This is a genomic window from Pseudarthrobacter cremeus, from assembly GCF_051857465.1.
Taxonomy (GTDB): Bacteria; Actinomycetota; Actinomycetes; order Actinomycetales; family Micrococcaceae; genus Arthrobacter.
Genome location: NZ_JBPZHC010000005.1, coordinates 152,864 through 173,083 on the forward strand (window position 1 = coordinate 152,864; position 20,220 = coordinate 173,083).

Annotated in this window: 20 protein-coding genes; 9 read left to right on the top strand and 11 right to left on the bottom strand. The window is 66.1% G+C overall.

The features are described 5' to 3' along the window. Nucleotides 1–143: 143 nt before the first annotated feature. The 3 genes from ACS5PJ_RS11005 to ACS5PJ_RS11015 form a co-directional block, all read right to left on the bottom strand. Nucleotides 144–857: a hypothetical protein gene (locus tag ACS5PJ_RS11005; protein ID WP_439434926.1), complete on the bottom strand. Its 714-nt coding sequence runs from the start codon at nt 855–857 to the stop codon at nt 144–146. Nucleotides 858–920: 63 nt separating this feature from the next. Continuing rightward, on the bottom strand, nt 921–1,718 hold the full coding sequence (locus ACS5PJ_RS11010; RefSeq protein WP_439434927.1) for an excalibur calcium-binding domain-containing protein: 798 nt from the start codon (nt 1,716–1,718) through the stop codon (nt 921–923). Between the two features lie 101 nt (nt 1,719–1,819). Next, a complete protein-coding gene (locus ACS5PJ_RS11015) occupies nt 1,820–2,911 on the bottom strand; it encodes a GmrSD restriction endonuclease domain-containing protein (RefSeq protein ID WP_439434928.1) in 1,092 nt (363 codons plus the stop codon). On the opposite strand from ACS5PJ_RS11015, the gene ACS5PJ_RS11020 reads away from it, so the two are divergent. Next, complete coding sequence (locus ACS5PJ_RS11020; RefSeq protein ID WP_439434929.1) at nt 2,910–3,146, top strand: hypothetical protein; 237 nt, start codon at nt 2,910–2,912, stop codon at nt 3,144–3,146. The genes ACS5PJ_RS11015 and ACS5PJ_RS11020 overlap by 2 nt on opposite strands. Nucleotides 3,147–3,364: 218 nt before the next feature. Here ACS5PJ_RS11020 and ACS5PJ_RS11025 read toward each other — a convergent pair whose 3' ends face one another. Both ACS5PJ_RS11025 and ACS5PJ_RS11030 read right to left on the bottom strand, forming a co-directional pair. Next, nucleotides 3,365–3,733, bottom strand: a complete 369-nt coding sequence (locus tag ACS5PJ_RS11025) for a cupredoxin domain-containing protein (RefSeq protein WP_439434930.1) — start codon at nt 3,731–3,733, stop codon at nt 3,365–3,367. A gap of 216 nt (nt 3,734–3,949) precedes the next feature. Next, nucleotides 3,950–6,328, bottom strand: coding sequence for a heavy metal translocating P-type ATPase (locus ACS5PJ_RS11030; RefSeq protein WP_439434931.1), 2,379 nt, complete (start codon nt 6,326–6,328; stop codon nt 3,950–3,952). A 175-nt stretch (nt 6,329–6,503) separates the two neighbouring features. Here ACS5PJ_RS11030 and ACS5PJ_RS11035 point away from each other — a divergent pair, with 175 nt between their 5' ends. Further along, entirely contained in the window at nt 6,504–7,571 is a 1,068-nt protein-coding gene (locus ACS5PJ_RS11035; protein ID WP_439434932.1) for a LacI family DNA-binding transcriptional regulator, read from the top strand. 11 nt (nt 7,572–7,582) lie between these two features. After that, entirely contained in the window at nt 7,583–8,578 is a 996-nt protein-coding gene (locus tag ACS5PJ_RS11040) for an aldo/keto reductase family protein (protein WP_439434933.1), read from the top strand. On the opposite strand, the gene ACS5PJ_RS11045 is transcribed toward ACS5PJ_RS11040, so the two are convergent. Then, the gene (locus ACS5PJ_RS11045; protein WP_439434934.1) at nt 8,575–11,100 is read right to left on the bottom strand and encodes an AMP-binding protein; all 2,526 of its coding nucleotides are present in this window, start codon (nt 11,098–11,100) and stop codon (nt 8,575–8,577) included. The two genes, ACS5PJ_RS11040 and ACS5PJ_RS11045, sit on opposite strands and share 4 nt — an antisense overlap. A 135-nt stretch (nt 11,101–11,235) precedes the next feature. On the opposite strand from ACS5PJ_RS11045, the gene ACS5PJ_RS11050 reads away from it, so the two are divergent. Both ACS5PJ_RS11050 and ACS5PJ_RS11055 read left to right on the top strand, forming a co-directional pair. Continuing rightward, nucleotides 11,236–11,832, top strand: coding sequence for a dihydrofolate reductase family protein (locus ACS5PJ_RS11050; RefSeq protein WP_439434935.1), 597 nt, complete (start codon nt 11,236–11,238; stop codon nt 11,830–11,832). Nucleotides 11,833–11,838: 6 nt separating this feature from the next. Next, nucleotides 11,839–12,633: an alpha/beta fold hydrolase gene (locus tag ACS5PJ_RS11055; protein ID WP_439434936.1), complete on the top strand. Its 795-nt coding sequence runs from the start codon at nt 11,839–11,841 to the stop codon at nt 12,631–12,633. Here the strand turns inward: ACS5PJ_RS11055 and ACS5PJ_RS11060 are convergent. Then, entirely contained in the window at nt 12,630–13,583 is a 954-nt protein-coding gene (locus ACS5PJ_RS11060; protein ID WP_439434937.1) for a 2-hydroxyacid dehydrogenase, read from the bottom strand. The two genes, ACS5PJ_RS11055 and ACS5PJ_RS11060, sit on opposite strands and share 4 nt — an antisense overlap. 212 nt (nt 13,584–13,795) lie before the next feature. Between ACS5PJ_RS11060 and ACS5PJ_RS11065 the strand changes: the two genes are divergently transcribed. Continuing rightward, a complete protein-coding gene (locus tag ACS5PJ_RS11065) occupies nt 13,796–14,245 on the top strand; it encodes an SRPBCC family protein (protein WP_439434938.1) in 450 nt (149 codons plus the stop codon). Here the strand turns inward: ACS5PJ_RS11065 and ACS5PJ_RS11070 are convergent. Beyond that, a complete protein-coding gene (locus tag ACS5PJ_RS11070) occupies nt 14,229–15,491 on the bottom strand; it encodes a YncE family protein (protein WP_439434939.1) in 1,263 nt (420 codons plus the stop codon). The genes ACS5PJ_RS11065 and ACS5PJ_RS11070 overlap by 17 nt on opposite strands. Nucleotides 15,492–15,537: 46 nt before the next feature. Further along, nucleotides 15,538–16,041, bottom strand: coding sequence for a GNAT family N-acetyltransferase (locus ACS5PJ_RS11075; protein ID WP_439434940.1), 504 nt, complete (start codon nt 16,039–16,041; stop codon nt 15,538–15,540). A 234-nt stretch (nt 16,042–16,275) separates the two neighbouring features. On the opposite strand from ACS5PJ_RS11075, the gene ACS5PJ_RS11080 reads away from it, so the two are divergent. Continuing rightward, the gene (locus tag ACS5PJ_RS11080; protein ID WP_439434941.1) at nt 16,276–16,725 is read left to right on the top strand and encodes an ester cyclase; all 450 of its coding nucleotides are present in this window, start codon (nt 16,276–16,278) and stop codon (nt 16,723–16,725) included. A 65-nt stretch (nt 16,726–16,790) separates the two neighbouring features. Here the strand turns inward: ACS5PJ_RS11080 and ACS5PJ_RS11085 are convergent, their stop codons facing one another. Beyond that, nucleotides 16,791–17,567 (bottom strand): hypothetical protein, encoded by a 777-nt coding sequence (locus ACS5PJ_RS11085; protein ID WP_439434942.1) that lies wholly within the window; start codon nt 17,565–17,567, stop codon nt 16,791–16,793. Between the two features lie 170 nt (nt 17,568–17,737). Between ACS5PJ_RS11085 and ACS5PJ_RS11090 the strand changes: the two genes are divergently transcribed. Beyond that, the gene (locus ACS5PJ_RS11090; RefSeq protein WP_439434943.1) at nt 17,738–18,625 is read left to right on the top strand and encodes a potassium channel family protein; all 888 of its coding nucleotides are present in this window, start codon (nt 17,738–17,740) and stop codon (nt 18,623–18,625) included. A gap of 30 nt (nt 18,626–18,655) precedes the next feature. Here ACS5PJ_RS11090 and ACS5PJ_RS11095 read toward each other — a convergent pair whose 3' ends face one another. Beyond that, entirely contained in the window at nt 18,656–19,003 is a 348-nt protein-coding gene (locus ACS5PJ_RS11095; protein WP_439434944.1) for a GntR family transcriptional regulator, read from the bottom strand. Between the two features lie 44 nt (nt 19,004–19,047). On the opposite strand from ACS5PJ_RS11095, the gene ACS5PJ_RS11100 reads away from it, so the two are divergent. After that, nucleotides 19,048–19,878 carry a hypothetical protein gene (locus tag ACS5PJ_RS11100; RefSeq protein ID WP_439434945.1) on the top strand — a complete coding sequence of 277 codons (831 nt, stop codon included), beginning with the start codon at nt 19,048–19,050 and terminating at the stop codon, nt 19,876–19,878. Nucleotides 19,879–20,220 lie beyond the last annotated feature (342 nt).

A 20,220-nucleotide genomic window follows, 5' to 3' on the forward strand; every position in this document is an offset into this window, starting at 1 on the left:
CGGATGATCTTCATGTAGTAGCCCTGCGACTGCAGCGGAACCGTTGTTTGGCGCCGATGATCGCCAGAGGGACAGGCCTCTTCGGCGTCGCTAACGACAACATAATTGTTGCGAAATCCGGGCGCGCCTGGGGCTGTTTACTATCAGCTGCCCAAATGCCACGAGTAGCTGGCGTCATTCCAGTTAACGGTGGCCGAGAATCGGTAGCCCGAGGACGAGCCATCCGCCTCGGTTTTGTTGACTGCAATGCATTGGAACGTCCCGGTGATGGCCGTCAGGTCATCGGACGAACCCCCACCCAGCGGAGTGCAGGAAGCCCGGGTGATCGGGCCTTCCAGGACTCCCTTAGTGACGCGCGACTCTGCGTCCTTCTTGACTGAGTCCTCTAGGGATGTGACTACCAGCTTTCGCTGTGCCCTTTTGGTAGCATCAGCGGCCTGTTTGGCAGCGGCCGCGGCTTCCGATGCCCGTGTGGCCTCTGCCTGCCGCTTGTTCTCACCTTCGGCCACTGACGCCGCCGCAGCCTGCTCTGCCTGGACCTGATTTGTGTGCTGAACATTCAATGTGATTGCTACTCCCGCGATTACAGCGATGAGAACAGCAGTAACGATAAGCACAATGCGCCTGTTCACATTCGCGAGGCGTCGGCGGGCGATGTAGGGAGCTCCGCAATTGGGGCAATAGTCACCAGGGGTCAGATTCTGAACACTGCATTTGCGGCAAACCTTGGTTTGCGGTTCCTGAGGGTCGCTCGATTCTGACACCCCGTCGGGGATCGAGTCTTCCGCAAAAACGCCGGGGTTCTCTGATTGGGGTGGTTCGTCCTGCGGCGAAGTGTTTGTTTCTGAAGTTTTCATTGGTGCTATCTCCTTGGCGGATGTCCTGCCGGAAAGCAGGAAGGTTTGTCAGGTTGCGGGAGACTACTTCTCGCAGGCCTTGCCGTCTGAATCGCCGTCAAGCCCAGGGCGATAGCCAGGTTGCCCGGCGTACAGCGGTGCTGCGCCAGCGGCCTTGGCCGCCGCACAGTTGGCGTAGTAGGCCGCGGCCGGTGCAGCAGGAGCTGCAGGTGCCGGAGCCGGAGCTACTGGTGCTGGCTTGACGGCCTCTTGGGCGGCCTTCTGAGCTGCAGCTTGTTCGGCAGCCAACTGAGCGGCCGCCTGGTCTGCCGCCGCCTTGTCGGCCGCTGCTTTGTCTGCTGCTGCCTTCTCTGCGGCGGCCTTCTCGGCTGCCAGCTTGTCGGCGGCCGCCTTGTCAGCCGCTGCCTTCTCGGCTACAACCCGCTTCGAGTCAGCCTCGGTCATCCACACCAGGCGCTGATCGCTGCCCATGGTGCAGACCAATGTTTGTTTGTTGTATTGGCGCGTCTCAGCAGCGGTGAGGCAGGCGGAGTTAGCAGGGTTCGTTGGAGTAGGCGTTGGTGTTGCGGACTGCTGAACAGGACTTACCAACGCGGCTTTGTCGGTGTTGCCACCCGGCGCGGCGGTGGCGCCTGCCACGCCCACCCCGACAATCAAGGCAACAAGTCCAGCGGCAGCAACAACCCCGCCGGACCTCCGGTGCGGCAGACCAACCCAGGACCGGCGCTTGAATAGCAATGCATAAAGGCCGGTGAGCAGTGCCACCAGGCCAAGAATCAAGAGGACGCCCCCAAACCCGGCTGCTGCAGCAAAAAGTATGACCAGAAGCAGCACCAGCGCCGCCACGATCCAGAAAAGCACGGACGGCTTCCAGCGGCGCTTTGGGCTCGCTGGTGCAATTGGACTACCTATCATTTTTCCCCCTTGGAAAGTTTGAAACATTTGGAGTGATGGAATGTGGTCTAGCTTTCGCAGGCCACGCCGTCGGCGTCGCGGTCCAACGCAGTCCGGTAGCCGGCCTGCCCGGCGAAGATCGGTGCGGCGCCGGCGGCCTTGGCCGCAGTGCAGTTGGCGTAGTAGACGGCCGCGGGCGCTGCAGGGGCCGCCACAACCGGTGCGGGAGCAACCGGGGCAGGGGCCGGTGCCACAGCCGCCGGAGCGGGGACTGCCGGGGCGGCCGCCACGAACGGTGCCTTCTCAGCCGCGGGCGCCGGCGACGGAGCGGCCGGGGCCTGCTCATTTGTGGGTGCGAGCTGGCCGGAGCAATCGGCCAGGATCCTGGCCATCGCGTCGTGCTCCGCCTGGGTGACCCAGAGGCTGTAGGTTGCCTTCACCGAGATCTGCCGGGCCACGTATTCGCACCGGAAGCCCTTGTTCGGCGGCAACCAGGTGGCCGCATCGCCGTCGCCCTTTTTCATGTTGGTGGGGCCGTCCGTCGCCTGCAGGTTCAGCGGGTCATTGGCGAACGCGGTCCGCTGCTCCGTGGTCAGCTGCTGCGCGCCTTTCTGCCAGGCGTCGCTGAGGGCAACAACATGGTCAATCTGGACGGCGCTGCTGGTGGCACTCCCCCGCAGGAAGCTGATGGTGGTGCCCGTGTAGGGGTCCGCCAGCGTCCCGGACTGCACCTTGCAGGGCACGCTGTTGGTGTAGGTGATCCCCGTCAGGTCGCGCCTGAGGGTGTCATTCCGGGTGTCGCAGCCGTTACGGTCCACGTCCGCCCAGGCCTGCCCAAAGAGCGCTCGGTCATATCCGGTTTTCGGAGCCCGGCCCTTGATGGGAAGGGCAGCCAGCAGGTCGATCGCCTTGGTGGCAAAGGCCGGCTGCGTCTTAGGAGCCGCCACGCCGTTTGCAACCAGGGAAGGATTCTCAGGATCGAGCGGTGCGCCCGTCGCCTGGGCGGTTGGAACGGACGACGGCGTGGCCGTCACCTTTGCGGAAGCTGCTGTGCTGTCCGGTGAGCCCGGCTGGAAGGTTCCCGTGGTGGCCTCCGGCTGCGCGAGGCAGCCAGCTACCGTGAGGGAAAGTGTCAACGCGAGGGCGATGGTCCCCGCCATGCGCTTCACCGAAACCAACGCCGTGGATATGCGCGGCCTGCGTGGTGGCATTGGCCCGGAACCAGCTGGTTCCAGAGCACCCGGAACTTCATTGTTCGACATTATTTTCCCCAATAATAAAGCCCGACAATTTGCCGGGCTCTATTACCCTGTCGAAAGCTGCGTCAAATGGATCCTATTTCTCCGGCGGCCGGGAACAGCGTTTCTGGGGAGATCCTGGCACAACATTGATTGAGACTTGAGCTGATCTTGAGGTGATAAGTCATGCAGGAATTCACGGCTTAATTATTGGAAAATAATTTGCCGTAAATGCTAAGGCGACCATCACTCCCGCCCGTGCGCCGCCGTCGTAATTCCCGACGGCGGCTGTTGCCTGTCTGCCCGGGCCCGCCAGGCGCTTCTGCGCCGTCAGGAGACGCGGCGGAATTCGCCCGGCAGGGGCTGGACGTGGACTCACTTGACCGTCAGCGTCCCGTGCATAGTCGGATGATACGTGCAATGGAATGCGTAGGTCCCCGGCTGTGACGGCGCCGTAAAGGTGGCCGTACCACCGCCGCTTTTGACCTCCACGTCGAATGCCTGGCCCTGATCCGCGGTCACCGTATGCTTCGCCGTGTCCCTATTAGTCACCGTCACCGTCGAGCCGGGAGAGACCGTGATCGGATCCCCATAGGCGAAGCCCTTGACAGTGATGGTGCTTGCGGATGGGGTGCTGGCCGGCGCCGACGTCGGGGCCGGTGATCCGCCGCCGGAGGCGCACCCGGCCACCCCGGTCAGGAGCGCTGCCAGAAACAGCGAGATCCTTACCTTCCCGGTCTTCATAGCGTGCCGTCCTCGGTCCCGGGGGATGGCGTTGGATGCGGATCCCCTGAGCGCCATTCTGCTCCCGGTCGCTGCGAAATGACACCCGGAAACGATAAAGGGCCTCGCCCGGAAATCAGCTCAGGCCCTGTGCAGGGCCTGCCAAGGTGAAATCGTCAGTTTCAGGGGTCAGCGCGCCTGCCAGGAAGCATGGAGCTCGCTGTCACCTGGCCGGCATCAGGTCAGTGCGGGTGGAGATTCGTCCTGCGGTCTGTGGCCGCTGCTGGCTGTCGGGGTGCTGCGGGCGACGGAGCCTTTGGCGGAGGACCGGTCATCAGGCACGAGACTGAAGGCGCCTTCTTCTTCGAGGGCGTTGTGCAGTCGGAGGATGGCGTAGAGGCCGTAAAGCAGGCGGCGGAGCTCGATGATGTCCTCGGGCCGGGCATCTTTTTCCAGCCCGTTCAACAGGCGGCGGAGCCGGCTGATCAGGTGTTCGATTTCGGCGTGGGTGCGGCTCATGTCAGCTGTTGCGTTCGACCCTCCGAGGGCGCGGGCGACCAGCGGCACGAGGAGTTCTTCGTCGGCGCGTTCATGCGGGAGCAGTTCGGTCTCAAGGCGGTGCAGCAAAAGGCCTGCCGGGGCCAGGTCGTTGTCCCGGGTAGTGAGGGTGTCTGCGACCGCGCGTATCTGTTCGACGACAGCGCTCACGGCGTCGTGCTGGAACTTGAGCTGGCGAGCAGTGGCGATGTCCGCCGGGGCCATGTTGATGGTGTGGGATTTGCCGGGAATCACTGCGCGAAGGGCGATCCCTATCGCCAGGACGTCAATGAATTCCTGCAGGACAGCTCCGGCTGCAGGTGCGAGGAAACCGGCGGCTGCGACGATCATCGCGGCCAGCGATAAGCCCATGCCCACAAGTACGGCCTGCAGGCCGATCCCCATGGACCGGCGGGCGATGAGAATGGCGTCGGCAAGCGCGTCAATGCGGTCCACGGTCAGCACGACGTCGGCAGCCTCCGATGAGGCAGTGGCGCCGCGTGCTGCCAGGGCCACGCCCACCCCGGCGGCTGCAAGGGCCGGCGCGTCGTTCACTCCGTCACCGACCATGATCGTCGCGGCACCGGCGGATTCATCCGTGATCACTTGGAGTTTCTCACCCGGATCGCAATCGGCCCGGACGGAATCGACTCCGACGATCCGGCCCACGGTGTGCGCAATGTCCTCCCGGTCACCTGTCACCAGGACAATCCTGCTGATGCCCGCACCGCGCAAGGCCCTGATCATCCGTGGGGCATCCGGCCTGACCGGGTCCTCCAACAGAAACGCACCGGCGGGCTCGCCGTCGACCGCGATGAACACGGTCAGTGATCCGTCGAGATCAGCCCGCCGGCGCACCTGGCGTACCCATCCCGGCTCGGCGCCGGGCGCGATCCAGGCGGCCTTGCCGAGCCTGACTTCGTGGGCTCCGACCATTCCCCGGAGCCCGTAGCCGTGTTCCTCGCGGACGTTTTCGGGCATTTCCAACTCGAGGCCCCGTCGGGTCGCCCCAGTCACGATCGCACTGGCAAGCACGTGGGGTGAGACCTGGTCCAGGGACGCTGCCAGCCGCAGGATCTCGTCGGCATCAAATCTGTCGGAAGCAGTGGCTGTATCCGCCAAGGTGGGCTGGCCCCGGGTCAGGGTGCCCGTTTTGTCAAAAAGGGCCACCCTGCCTGCGGCAAGGCGCTCGAGGGCGCCGCCGCCTTTGATCACGACTCCGATACTCGCGGCCCGGGAGAGGCCGGACATGATGGCAATCGGGGCCGCCAGCAGAAGCGGGCAGGGTGTCGCGACGACCAGGACCGCCACGGCCCGTACCGGGTCCAAACTGAGCGCCCAGGCCGCCGCTGCCAAGACCAGGGTCAGCGGGACAAAGAAGACAGCGAACCGGTCCGCGGTGCGTACGAAGGGAGCGGAAGCCGCCTGAGCCTGCTCCACCAGGCGCACCACGCCGGCATAGGTCGAGTCCGCGGCGGAGGCCGTCGCCATCAGGTCGATTGGCGCACCGGCGTTCACCACGCCGCTGCGGACGTCTTCGCCCACGGCCCTCTCCACCGGCAGTGACTCTCCGGTCAGCGCCGACTCATCAAGGATCCCGGCCGACAGGAGTCGTCCATCCACGGCGAGGACTTCGCCGGTGCCGACGACGATCAGGTCGCCTGCCGCGAGTGCCTCCACTGGAACCATCTCCACGCCGCCCGGGTCCCGCCGGCGGGCTGTGCGGGGCGCACGCTCCACGAGTAGGCTCAGCTCCCGCCGGGCACGGGCCTGCGCACGCGCCTCCAGAAGCCTGCCCGTCGCGAGCATTACCGTGATCATCGCCCCGGCGAACGGCTCATTCACCCACAGAGCACCGCCGAGGGCAAGCAGTGCGATGACGTCCACGCTGGCCTGCCGGCGCCGGAGCGCGCCCGCCACCCAGGCGGTGGCGAACACCAAACCGAGAACTGTCCCTGCCGCCCAAAGAATTTCCGCGGCCGGGTTCCAACCGATTAGCCATGCCCCGCCACCTCCCAGCAGAAGAGCGATGGAAACAACGAAGAACAACTGCTCAATACGGTCACGCAGGTACGTCATGGGCCCATGGTCGCACGCGGGACAGGCCTCCAAGAAGCGTCAAAAGGCCCATTCCGCCGCCCACGATTACGGGGCCACGTCCGGAGCCGGCAGGGACGATCGCCCCAATGTCAGACGCAATAAATCCTTTGCAAGCGCTTGCAAAAGCAACGAATCCCTGGCTAGCATTGGTTGCATGGTAACCAGTGTTGAAGCTGTCGCAGCACATGCAGGAGTCTCCGTATCAACGGTTTCCCGTGCGTTGCGCGCCGTCCCGGGCGTTTCAGCGGCAACGCGCAAGCGCGTGCAGAATGCGGCCGACCAGCTGGGCTATTCGGCTTCCCCCGCCGCGTCCCGGCTCGCGACGGGCCGGACCATGACCGTGGGCATCGTGGTGCCTGTGCTGGCCAAGTGGTTTTTTGGGAAAGTCATCGGCGCGGCCACACAAACGCTTCGGGAAGCCGGATTCGACGTGCTCCTCTACGAGCTGGCCACGGCCGCGCAGCGTGGTCGATTCTTCGGAACCATTCCTCTGCATGGCCGAACGGATGGAGTCATCATCCTGGCTCTGCAGCCGAGCCCGGAGGAGCTTGAATCCCTCGCCGCCCAGGGGCAGACGGTGGCTTTGCTCGGTGCTCAGGCGGAAGGCATTGGATCGGTCTCCGTAGACGATTTCGAGGCCGGGCGGGCAGCCGTGCGGCATCTGTTGAACCTCGGCCACGAACGGATCGCTTTCATCGGCATCCGCGAAGAAGAGGACAGCAATCTGGGCGGCGTTCCGCCGCTGCAGCGGCTGCTGGGTTACCGGGATGCCCTGGCCGAGGCAGGACAGGGCCTGAACGACTCCTGGGAACAGTTCGATGAGAACAGTGTCGGCGGAGGTGCGGCGGCCATGTCCCGGCTGCTGGTTGCGGAACAGGCCCCGACCGCGGCCTTCGTCGCCTCCGATGAGATGGCCTTCGGCGTCCTCAAAGTCCTCCGCCAGGCCGGCCTGGATGTTCCCCGGGATTTTTCGGTGCTCGGTTTCGACAACCACGAGCTCTGCGACGTGGTGGGCCTGACTTCCATGGACCACGGGGTCGCAGAACAAGGTCACGACGTCGCCCGTCTCCTCCTGGACATCATGCAGGGAGGCAGCACGGCCGTCCTTGCCCGTCCTGGGCGCCTTGTTGTCCGGGAGAGCACGGCACCGCCCCGTGACCTGCGGGCAACAACCCGCGGCCCGGGCTCTCCACCTTCCGCCGGTCAGCCCGGCAACCTTTGAAAGGAAACTTCATGGATTACCGCAAACTCGGCAACAGCGGCATGTACGTCAGCGCGATTGCGCTGGGCAACTGGGCAACTCACGGCGAAACCGTTGAGCAGGACGTGGCCACGGACTGTGTCCGCAAAGCACTGGATCTGGGCATCACCACCTTCGACACTGCCGACGCCTACGCGGGCACCAAGGCGGAGACCATGCTTGGGGAGGCTCTCAAAGATGTGCGCCGCGAAGGCATCGAGGTCATGACGAAGGCGTTCTTCCCCACCGGCCCCGGCATGAACGACCGCGGGCTTTCACGCAAGCACGTGATGGAATCCATCAATGGCTCGCTGCGCCGTCTCCAGATGGACTACGTGGATGTCTACCAGGCACACCGCTATGACTACGAGACCCCGTTGGCCGAAACCATGGGCGCCTTCGCGGACATCGTCCGCGCCGGGAAGGCCCACTACATCGGCGTCTCGGAATGGACTGTGGAGGAGATACGTGCCGGGGCCGCATTGGCGGACGAGATGGGAATCCAGCTCGTCTCCAGCCAACCGCAGTACAACATGCTGTGGCGGGTCATTGAAGCCGAGGTCGTGCCGGCCTGCGAGGATCTCGGAATCACCCAGGTGTGCTGGTCGCCGCTGGCCCAAGGCGTGCTGAGCGGCAAGTACGGGGCCTCCAGCATCCCTGCCGGAAGCCGGTTCAGCGCAGATGACGGCGGTCTGAAGACAGAACACAAATTCATGCAGCCGGCGGTCATCGACCGGGTTGAGAAGCTCAAACCGATTGCTGCGGACCTCGATGTGCCGTTGGCCACCCTGGCAGTGGCCTGGGTGCTGGCAAACCCCAACGTCTCCGCGGCCATTGTAGGTGCCAGCCGTCCCGGGCAGCTCGATGAAACCGTCAAGGCCGCCGACCTGATCCTCGACCAGGCAACCCTCGAACTGATCGACGGCGCACTGGGCGACATCATCGAGCGGGACCCGGCCAAGGTGGAGTCTTTCCCCCAGCGCGTCTAGCGCATCGCCGTTTTCTTTGACCGGGCCCGTCGTCGGGTGACTGCGTTCGCGAACCGCAGGCACACCACCCAGTACGCTGCTCCCACCGCGAGGGAGGCCGCGACGGCCAGCGCCGGGCTGATCCCGGCCAGGGGCGGGTAGACCAGCCAATGCACCAGGTATGCGTAGAGGGAGGCGCTGGCCAACACCACTGTGAGCCGGCGCAGGCCCTTCGGCACCGGGATGCCGGGCAGCCAGATGAGGAGCAGAATCCCGGCCAGGAGCGTGCCTTCCCTGGTTGCGTTGTCGAAGAACCCCGGAACGGTAAGTACGGCAATGGCCGAGACGAGGCAGCGTTGAGCTACCGTCCTGGTCCGGGCGATGGCCCAACCAAGTGCGAAGAGCCAGAGGGCGGGAACCGTGTGCGGCACACCCGGATCTATGAGCTCGTAGCGCGTGAGCAGTCCGGCTCCGGTCAGGGCAAGCGGCAGCAGCAGGGGGAAACGCCGCTCGGCGCGGTCCACCCAGGGAACAGCCAACAGGGCGGTCATCCCCACGATCAGGTAGACGAGTATTTCGATGAACCAGAAGTGCCACTGCGTGGTCACCGCCTCCGGCCCGAGAATGGCGTTCAGGAGCAGAATATTGACCGGCGTGTAATTGTCGGTGACCAGATACGCGACGGCAATGAACACTATGCTGGGTACGACAATTCTGGCCAAGCTGGCCAGCTGACGGCGCAGCCGCGGGACCCGCTCCCCCGAGAGCTGGAAGCGGGCGAAGTTGTACCCGGCCACGGCCATCAGCACATGGGCCGCACCCTGCCACGTGAACAGACCGACGTGTGTGCTGACGATCAGGACAATCCCCACGGCCCGCAACACGATGCTTGTCTCGAGCGGTGCAAAGAATCGTCGCAGCTTCCTGACCGGTGCGGTGCGGGGCCCCGGTTCCAGGTCCCGGACCGGAGTCAGATGCCAGTCCGGCGGGAGATGGCCCAAGGCCCGTTCCAACCTGACCGATGCCGCCACGTAGGACAGCGAGTCCCCGCCCAGGGAGACAAAGGTGTCGCCATCGGCAATGTCGGCGACTTCCAGGGCGTCCGCGAAAATTTTCCGGACGCTGGCGGGGCCGTCCGCTGCCGCGTCAACGCTCGGTGGCGCGGGATCGGGCCGGGTCAGCGCCTGGACAGCCTGATAGTCCAGTTTGCCGGTGGCCAGGCGCGGGAGGTGTTGGACAGCATGGATCTGGAGAGCGGCACGCGGCAGCCCCAGGCCCTGGGCAAGGACCTTGCCCAATAGCTGCGTGTCGTGGCCGCCCTCCACTGCGACGACAAGGCCGTCGTCGGTACCGGAGCTGGCTGCCTGCACGCCGAGGTCGGCCAGGATCTTCTCCACTTGCCCGAGGTCAACGCGTAGTCCGACGATTTTGACGAACCTGCTGCGGCGTCCCACGACTTCGTAGACACCGGTGGGGTGCTGCCGGGCGAGGTCGCCTGTGCGGAGCTCCTCGATGGTCCGGCCACTTCGCAGGTCCTCGGCCGATTCGGCGTACCCGAGCATGATGTTGGGGCCCGTGTACACGAGTTCGCCGTGCTCCAAGCCGGCAACCGGGTCGATGCGGAAGTCGCCGCCGGGGATGGGGATGCCAATGGCGCCCGGGACGGTTGCTGCCAGCCCGGGCGGCAGGTACGCCATCCGGGCGGTGGCCTCCGTCTGGCCGTACATCACCACCAGATCCCAGCCCTTCTCGCGGCCGAGCCCGGCGTAGCGCCGCACCATCTCGGGTGCGAGCCGGCCGCCGGCCTGGGTGACGTAGCGCAGGCCGGGCAGCTCCAAACCGGCGAAACCCACCCGCTCCAGCAACTCGAAAGTGTAGGGAACAGCCGCGAAGGACGTCGCCCCGCGGTTGCGAAAAAGCTCCCAGAAGCACGGATCAACGACGGACAGCTCAGTGAGGACCAGTCCCGCACCGCGGAGCAGATGGGAGTTGATCACCGAGAGTCCATAGCAGTAAGACATCGGCAGCGTCGTCACAGCCCGGTCGTCCGGGCCGAGGGCCAGGTACTCGGCAATGGACTCGGCGTTGGCCTGCAGGTTCGCGTGGGAGAGACGGACCAGCTTAGGCGAGCCGGTGGACCCGGAAGTGCTGAGCAGGAGGGCCAGATCGGGGTGCAGCTCGTGCCGTGTGCCCGGGCGGCGTTCCTCAACTAGAGCGCGCCCGTTCCCGGAACGCACGAGAACATCCGGGTCATAAGCCTCAAGGAGGGATTCCAGGGCAGCCGGTTTGTCCTCAGGCAGCAGGATCAGTGGGTGGCCGCCGGCCAGCGCTGCGAGGTAAGCCACGAGCGAGTCGACGTCGTTTGCTGCCGCCAGCGCGACGAGGCGCCGTTCGGTGCCGAGCCGGACGGCCAGCTCGTCGACGCGCTGCGCCAGCTCCCGGTAGGTCAGAGCCATGGTGTCGGTAAGGATGGCGGGTCGGTCCCCGTAGCTCGCAAGATCCGCGGCAAAGGGCACCCGCAAGAAATCAAGCTGCGTGGTCACCCGGACGATGATATTAGATAAGCCTCACCTAAGTAAAATTACGCCATACAAGGCTTGCGTAATTATTTCGCTGCTGCGCATGGTCGAGCATCCCGGCCCTACTCAGGGTCCGTGACCGGGTGGCATGATGGGCGCATGAGCCAAGTCACGTGCGATCTGACCATCTCCCTCGAGGGCTTCCTCGCCGGCCCGAACCAAAGCATGGCCGAACCGCTGGGCGAGGGCGGCGAGCGCCTGCACCGGTGGCAGATCGAAGAACCCGAGGCCCATCCGGCCGAGATCGAAGGCATCCTCGCGGCGGGCGCCTTCATCATGGGCCGGAACATGTTCGCCGGGCCCGGCCCCGGACCGTGGGCTGAGGACTGGCGGGGATGGTGGGGTGAGGAGCCGCCCTATCACGCACCGGTCTATGTCCTCACCCACCATGCACGCGAGCCCCTGGAGATGGCGGGCGGCACCACATTCAACTTCGTGACCGGAGGGTTCGAGGCGGCACTGGCCCAGGCCCGGGAAGCCGCCGGCAGCAAGGACGTGGCCATTGCCGGCGGGGCGCAGACCGCCCGGCAATACCTTTCGGCCGGGCTGATCGACGAACTTCGGCTCCACATCGCGCCCATGATCCTGGGAGCGGGCGAACGGCTGCTCGACGGCGTCGGGAACCTCACGCTTGAGCCGACGGAAGTGCGCGGCAGCAGCCTCGTCACCCACATCCGCTACCGGGTCACGCGGTGAGCAGCCATGGACTCCGAGGTCCGCGGCCTCACGCTGCGGACCGGCATCTCGGTGCCGTGCCGCATTGACGGCGACGCCGGCGCGGAACCGGTGCTGCTGCTCCACGCGTGGGCCGAATCCCGCGGCAGCTTTGACCGCCTGATCCCCCTGCTGACCGGCTTCAGGGTCTACGCGCCGGACCTCCGCGGGCAGGGCGAAGCGGACAAACCGGAGGGTGGCTACTCCCTGGCGGAACAGGCTGAGGACGCCGCTGCCATCCTGGAGGCCCTCAACGTGCCGCGGGCCGCCGTCGTCGGCTCCTCCAGCGGAGGTTACGTCGCCCAGCAGCTCGCCGTTACGCATCCGGACAAGGTGACGGCGCTGGTGCTGGTGGGCTCGCCTCTGAGCCTTCAGGGGCGGCCCGCATTCGCCGACGAGGTGGACGCCCTGACCGACCCGCTGGACGAGGGCTGGGTGCGGGATTCGCTGTCCTGGTTTCCGCTGCACCACGAGGTCCCGGCGTGGTACATCGATGACCGCGTGCGTGACGGCCTCAGGATGCCCGCCCGCGCCTGGAAAGGCATCCTGAACGGACTGTTTGAGGCAATGCCGCCCACCGAATCGGGAACCATTCAGGCGCCCACCCTGATTCTCTGGGGCGGCCTGGACAGCCTTCTGCCGCGTGGTGACCAGGAAACCCTGGCAGCCCGGATCCCCGGCGCGGTGCTGAAGGTCTATCCGGACGTGGGGCACGTGGTGCTGTGGGAATGCCCGGAGCAGGTGGCAGAGGACACGACGGCGTTCCTTGCGTCGCTCGGTTAGCTGGACCCTCCGGCAGCCCCGCCCAGCACCACGTTCACCGGTTCCTGCCCGGCCTGCAGCAGCCCGATCTGCTTCCGGATCAGACGTGCCACCCGGGGCAGCATGGCCGAACTCGCACCGCCCACGTGCGGGGTGATCAGCACGCCCGGCACTTTCCAGAGCGGGTGGTCCCGCGGCAGCGGTTCCGGATCCGTCACGTCCAAAGCCGCGCGGAGCCTGCCGGAAGCAGTCTCGCGGAGCAGGGCTTCGGTGTCCGCCACGGGCCCTCGCGCCACGTTCACCAGGAGCGCGCCGTCGGCCATCGCTGCCAGGAACCTGTTATCCACCAGGTGCCGGGTCTGCTCGCTCAGGGGAACGCTGACCACCACAATGTCGTGCAGCGGCAGCTGCTCGAACAGGGAATCAATCCCGTGGATCCTGCCGCGCTCATCGTCGCGGCCGCGGCTCGCCAGCCGGGTCACCTCGGTCTCGAACGGCAGCAGCCTGGCCTCAATCGCCTTCCCCACTCCGCCGTAGCCCACCAGGAGCACGCGCCGGTCGGCCAGGCTGGGCCGCATGCGATTGTCCCAGGTCCCGGTGGCCTGGTTCCGCGCAAAGTCCGCCATGCCACGCTGGCTGGCGATCATCATGCCCAGGGCGAGTTCCGCCGTCGACGTCTCATGCACTCCCGCCGCGTTCGCGAAAACGCACCCGTCGGGCAGGACGTCGGCCACGCCGTCGTACCCGATGGACTGGCTCTGCACCAGCCCCACGTCGACGCCCTCCAGCGCGGCCAGCCCGTCCGGCTTGCCCATGTACGGCGGCACCAGCAGATCGATCCTGCCCTCCGGAGCGGGCCCGCTGAGGTCCCACAGGAAAAGTTCGACGCCGGCGGACGGCTCGAGTGCCGCCAGCAGGTTCTGATCGGGCAGGCTAACCCGCAGTTTCCGTGACGCGGCCAGATCGGGCATGGATGGCTCCTTCTTTCGGTTCACCTGACAGTTAACCAGCATTGAGAAGAGGGAGCCGGATATAGAGGGATGTACTTTCGCTTGGTCAACGGCGCCAGCGTCCATCAGGGACTGCAAGAGCGTTGCCTGAAACGGTGCAGCAAGTGCCAGAGGGTTCCGGGAGGGAGTCACATGGCCTTCCGCCCGCGTCCGGCGGATGCCAGAGTGGGACCATGACTGAGCAAACCGGAGGGCTGGTCCTGAATCTTGACTGCACGCTCGCCGCTCCCCCGGAGCGCACGTTCAGGATGCTGACCGAAGCCTCGGAACTGGTGAAGTGGTGGGGGCCGCACGGCTTCATCATCCCCGCGGCCGAGGTAAACCTCGTGGTGGGCGGCCGTTACCGGTTCCGGATGACGCCGCCGGACGGCGAGCCGTTCCACCTCTCCGGCGAGTACCTGGAAATCGACCCGCCCTGGCGCCTGGTCTACACCTTCAACTGGGAGGAGCCCACGCCGGATGACGCGGAAACCGTGGTGGACCTTTCGCTCGGAAGTGACGGGACCGGCACCCGCCTGGTGCTTTCCCAGGGGCCGTTCCGGACCGGGGAGCGGCTGGCCCTGCACCGGGACGGCTGGACAGAATCCTTCGAGAAGCTTCGTTCGGTCACGGACCCTGGCTGAGGGTCCAGGCCGGAACCTCAGGCCTGTCCTTCCGCCGGCGCCGAGCCACCGCTATCAGGGCAGCGGCACCGCCGAGGAACACCACGGCTGCCGCCGCGGCAACTGCCGGAAGGCCCGGTACCGTGGCAGCCGAGGAACCGCCGTCGGATGCCTGGGCCGCCGCCCCTGACCCGCCGCCGTCGGGCACCCCGGCAGGAGACGGCGTAGAGCCGGGCCCGTCCGGCACCGCGCCAATCACCGTCAGGGACCTCCCGCCCCGGTTGACCACCACCACCGATCCGTCGGGCCGGACCGCCATCCGGCCCGGATCCTCGCCCGTGGGAATGGTTTCCGCAACGGCCGCAGCTCCGGGCGGGATGACCGAGACCGTGTTGTCCGAACTGTTGGACACGTAGACCGTTCCGTCCGGAGCGGCAACCACCTCCTGCGGCCCGCCGCCCACGGGAATCCGCCGGGCAACAGCAGTGCCGCCGGGTTCAATGACCGCGACGTCGTTCGCCAGGATGTTTGCCACATAGACGGTTCCGTCCGGAGCGGCCGCGATGCCGTGCGGGTGTGCTTTCGCACCCACGCTGATGGCATGCGACGGGCCGGGCGAGCCCGCGGGGACCACGGTGACTGTGCCCTCATATTCGTTGGCGGCATAGAGGGTCCCGTCCGTGGCCACCGTCACCTCCACCGGGTAGGGCCCGGCCTGGATGGTTCGCTCGGTCCAGGTCCGGCCCGGCGGGGCCACCGAGACGCTCCCCTCCGCCGGGTTGGCCACATACAGCGATCCGTCGGGTCCCGTGGTGAGCCAGTGCATGCCGGGGCTGACGGTGATGGCGAAGGCCGTTTTGGCTGCACCGGCGGGAACCACGCCGATCTCGGCCTGGCCCAAGTCGGTTGTCTGCAGCACGTACAGCGTCCCGTCCAGCGTGATCGCCAGCGACGAGGGGAAGCGCCCCACCGTGATGGTGCGGGATGCCCGGGTTTCGCCGGGACTGAACACGGCGACGCCGCCGGCCCAGTGGTAGTCGCTGACGTACAGTGTCCCGTCCGGCGCGGACACCACACCCAGGGGCTGGAGGCCGACGTCGACTTCGGTTGAAGCGCGGACCGTGGCGTCGTCGGCCGATGCCGGAAGGGCGACGACGGCGGAGGCCAGCAGGAGCCCCGCTGCCACCAGCAGTGCCGCACCGCCGCTGAATGCCATCCCGGCGCGGAAGGCGCGGAATGCACGGCGCAGCAGCAAGTTGTTGTTCATCAGTTTCCCCCAAAACCGCCGCTGAACTGCGGCAACGCTTCCGATTCTATCTGTCGGCCGCGGACCGGACCATCCTCAGCTCGGGCAGTTCCTCCCATTCCGGCGGCAGCAGCCCGCGCTTCCCGTCGGGGAGGAAACCGTGCTTGCGGTAGAAGGCGAGCGCTCGCGGGTTGTCCTCCAGCACCCAGAGGTACGCCGGGCTTTCACCGATGGCGGCACCCAGCAACGCGGCACCCAGCCCGCTGCCGTGCGTCCGCCGGAGCGTGTAGAGCGAATACAGCTCCAACGCCTCGGGGCCGTCCTCGTCCCGTCCCGGTCCCGCATCGGCGAAACCCACCAATTCATCGTCCGCATCGAAGGCGATGATCCGCGGGTCGGCGCCTGCCAGGGACGGCCGACGGCGTTCCACACGTTCGGGAATGCTGGCCCGCCGGGCGCGGAAAAACTCCGCCGACAACAGGTCTCCGTAGCACTCCTCGTGAACCAGGGTGTGCATGAGCACCAACGCCTCGGCATCCTCCGGGGTGGCCTGCCGGATGTAAAAGTCCATCAGCCCAGCCTAGCCAGCTTCTATCCCCAGAACGCGACGGCATCCCCGGCACTTCGGTGGCGTCGTCCGTGCCCTGCTGGCCCTCGTCGCCCTGCCGTCAAGAGGGAGGGTAGCCCGGTTCGTTGACAGTCCCGAGCAGCGGGCATGTACTTAAATTGGCTCGTAAACAGAGCCAAAAACCACGAAGCGGCCCACGCTTCCGTGCGGCCGCCTTTAACCACATGGAGGTCGAAAATGGGACAGGCACGCGAGGTCATGGACCGGTTTACCGAGTCCATGGACACTCAGGACAGGGATGCGTTGGCTCGGGCCTACGCCGATGAAGCGGTACTCATCACCCCTGATGAAGGCCAGATCACAGGGCGCGACAAGATCACCAACTACCTTTACCACTTCTGGGAGGCATTCCCGGACATCAGGTATGAGTACACGGCCAAGTACGACGCCGGGGATGTTGCCGTCGATGAGGGCTACGTTGTGGCAACGAACACCGGGCCCATCAGGCTGCCGTCCGGCGAAACCCTGCCGCCTACCGGCAAGAAGGTCAGGGTCCGGAGCTGCGACATCGCCCAGGTGGAAGCGGGACAGATCAAATCGCACCACTTCTACTTTGACCAGCTGGATTACATGGCACAGCTCGGACTCCTTCCTGAATCACTGACCAGGCAACTCTCCAGCCACTAGAAAAGTGCTGTTGGCTGCCGGCGGACAACGACGCGGTGTCCGCCGGCCGCGCATCACCCGGGGTGCTAACCGTGGGTAATTGCCGCGCCCAGGAGCCCGAACAGTGTCCCCGCCGCTACAGCAATCAGGGCCCGTTTCCGGGCGGGATACAGCCAGCGCACGGCGAACACAGCCACCGCGAGAATGAAGCCGTTCACTACGCTCAGCATGATCGCCACCCATTCGCTCCCGGTGGATACCCCGAAACCTCCGCCGCTGCATCCGCTGATCCCGCACCACGAAAACCGCGCCACAAGCCACTGCGGAAGGCTGAGCACCACTGCCAGCGGGACGGCCCAGAAGAGGTTTTTCGCGTTGGAATTGACCCCGCGGGGCCATACTGCGGGGGTTGTCGTCTGGTCCGCGGGTGGTTGGGGAGGCCCGGCGGGCCCCGTCGCAGCGGGCCCCGTAGCGGCGGCCATGGCGGAAGCAGGCGCGCGCTTCCGGGTGCTGAGGACCACCCACCTGAACACCGCTGCGTTGACCACCGCAAGGGCAAAATATCCCAGATAGTAGAGCAGCGCCGTCGGGGTTAACCCCCCGAAGCCGAACTTGCGCGGCCACGGCGGACGCAGGAGATCCAGAAGGATACCCACCACGAGGTACGCGGCCGAAACGGGCAGCGTCAGCAGCATCAGCGACCGCAGCAGCCACAGCTGGAGCCCGCCTTCCAGCCCGACACCAAAGGCAGTCGTCAGGAGCGCAGCGGCAACAACAGCCCCTGTCACCGTCAGATAAATAACGACGGCGGCCTTCGCCCAACGTGGCAGTGGTCCTTTGCCTGGCCGATTCTCGCTGCGCACAACGTTCCCCCTGGTCGCTGTTGCCGGCTGGTGCTGACTCCGCCGGCACTCTGATGGTCGCACGCTGGGCGGTCTGCGTCCGGGAGGCTGGGCTCGGCGGATCCACCACCGGACCAGCACTGCGGCTTCCCTTTGTCCTGGTGGCCCTGCCGCCGCACTTAAGATGAGGCATGGACTTCGTGGGAGTGCTCTGGACCGTTGTGGGGGCAGTGCTGATTCTGCTGATGATCGCCGACGTCTTCCAAACCCTCCTGTATCCGCACGGCTCCGGCCCGGTGGGACGGGCCATCATGCGCGGGTTCTGGCTGCTGTCCCGGGAACTGCGCGGCCGCGGACCCTTCATTGCAGCCCCTTTGGCCATGGCCGCCGTGATCGCCGCGTGGGCCGCCCTGGCAGCCATCGGTTGGGCCCTGCTGTACCTGCCCCACCTGCCGGACGGTTTTGTTTTCGGGGCCGGGGTTCCGCAACGGGGCGACTTTGCCGAAGCCCTCTACATTTCCCTGGTGACCCTTTCCACGGTGGGCTTCGGGGAGATCGTCCCGGCGCATCCGCTGCTCAGGCTGGTTGCCGCCCTGCAGGCGGTGACCGGATTCGGGCTCTTGACCGCGACGGTCACATGGATCCTGCAGACATACCCGGCCCTGAACCGCCGCCGCGCCCTGGCCCATCAGCTGAATCTGTTCAGGGAGGCGGCCGGGCCCGACGGCCTGGCTTCGCTGGAACCCCGGCATGCTGCCGGGCTGCTGGAGTCAATGGCCGGAAGCGTGGCGGCGGTGAGCATCGACCTGCTGGCGTTCCATGAAAGCTATTACTTCCGCGAAGTGGAGCAGCGGGGTTCCCTGCCGGCAACCATTGCCTACGCCCAGCAACTGGCGTCGCATGCCCAGCTGAGCGAAAACCCCGAACTCCAGTTCGCCGGGCGGATGCTGCACGCAGCGCTGGAAGGGCTCGCGGACGTCCTGCGCGGTAGGTTCGGCCATTCCGGAACAACATCCGCCGACGTGTTCGACAGCTACGAACTCCACCACCGGCACCGCAAGTCCGGGCCCACGGAATAGCCAGGGCTCCGGCCACTCCTCCCCGTTTGCTCAGTCGACGTTCCGGATGATCTCAACCAGCTCGTCAGTCCGGAAGCCGTGCCGGCGTGCGTAGTGGACCAGATCGCGGGCCTGCTTGATGACCTGGCTCCGTTCGGGAAGGCCGACGACGGATACGCCGCGGCCCCGCCGGAACTCGAGGAGCCCTTCGTCACGCAGGAGCCGGAGGGCGCGGAACACAGTGTTGGTATTTACGCCCAGGACGGCGGCAAGATCCTTCGCCGGCGGAAGCCGTTCGCCGGGCGCCGCTTCACCCTCAGCAATGGCACGGCGGAGCTCCGCGGCGACCTGTTCAAAGAGGTCCGTGGGGTCTTCCTTGCGCACCTTGACTGTCAGCATGGTGCTAGTAATATTAGCATCATATTGGGATTGAGGAGGCAGCCATGACTGTCACCGGAGGCTCCCGGAACCGGACTGCGGAGCCGTTCGAGCGGGCAGAAACCCCTGAAGCGCTGATCCCTGAGGCCAGGCAGCACGCACGGCACAGACGGGGTGTCTACCTGATATCGGCTCTGCTTACCCTTCTCGGGGCTCTTTTTGCTGCGTTCCTGGTGCCGCCACTCGGCCCGCAACAGCGGCGCTCACTCAATGAGCCGCCGGCGATGCCACTACCCGTCGCCCAGAATCCGGCGGCCATTGTGGCTGTGCACGGGATCTACCATTTTGGCTGGGTGATCGTGTACGACGACGGCAGGGTCATCCATCGGCTGGACCTGGACAGCGGGCTCACGGAACGAAGGCTGACAGCCAGGGGCACCGAACTGGTTCGTTCAGGAGACGTTCACCCGGGCGCCCTGATAGTGCAACCCGACTCCTTACTGCCGGCTGGGCTATGGGCGGATCCTCAAGCGCAGCCTTACATTGCGGCCACCTTTGCGGCTTGCTACGAGCCGTCGGCAAACATGGAAGCCCGGATGGGATATCTTCCGGCCGGGGTACAGTCTCTGCTGCGCGGCAGGGAGCGAACCTACAAGGACGTCGACATTTTCACCCGGGCCTTCGGCGACCTGCGGCCTGACGAAGAATGTGCGGACGTGAGCCCCGCCGAGGCCAGCTACGTCGCCTCCGCCGTTGTGGGCGACACAGTCCCCGCTTTCAAAGGCCTCACCCCCAGTGGTGAATGGTGCGCCACAGTGGGTCCGCCACTGGATGCTGCCATGCTGTGCTTGCGGCCAGTCCTCCCGCACGGCTCGTGGGTGCTGTGGGGCGGCTGATCCGCGGGCGCAGTGAGCCGTCCCGGACGAGTCCCACTACTTCACCCAGCCCGCCTTCTGCAGCCAATCCTTGAGGATGGGCAGGACCACGGCGCTGTGCATCGCGCCCATGTGGTCCAGTCCCGGCAGGACGCGCACGTCCCACCCTGCCTTGGTCAGCGTGCCCTGGTGCCGTGCCAGCGGCTCTCCGATTTTCACCCGGACTCCTCCCCAGACGGGTTTGTAGTCGATGCTGTCCTCGGCGCCGGCGAACGCCAGCCTCGGCAGGTCGGCGGGAAGCACGGCGGCAATGTCGTCAAAGTCCTGCAGCACCTCGTACAGGGTGACGAACTGTTGCGTCTG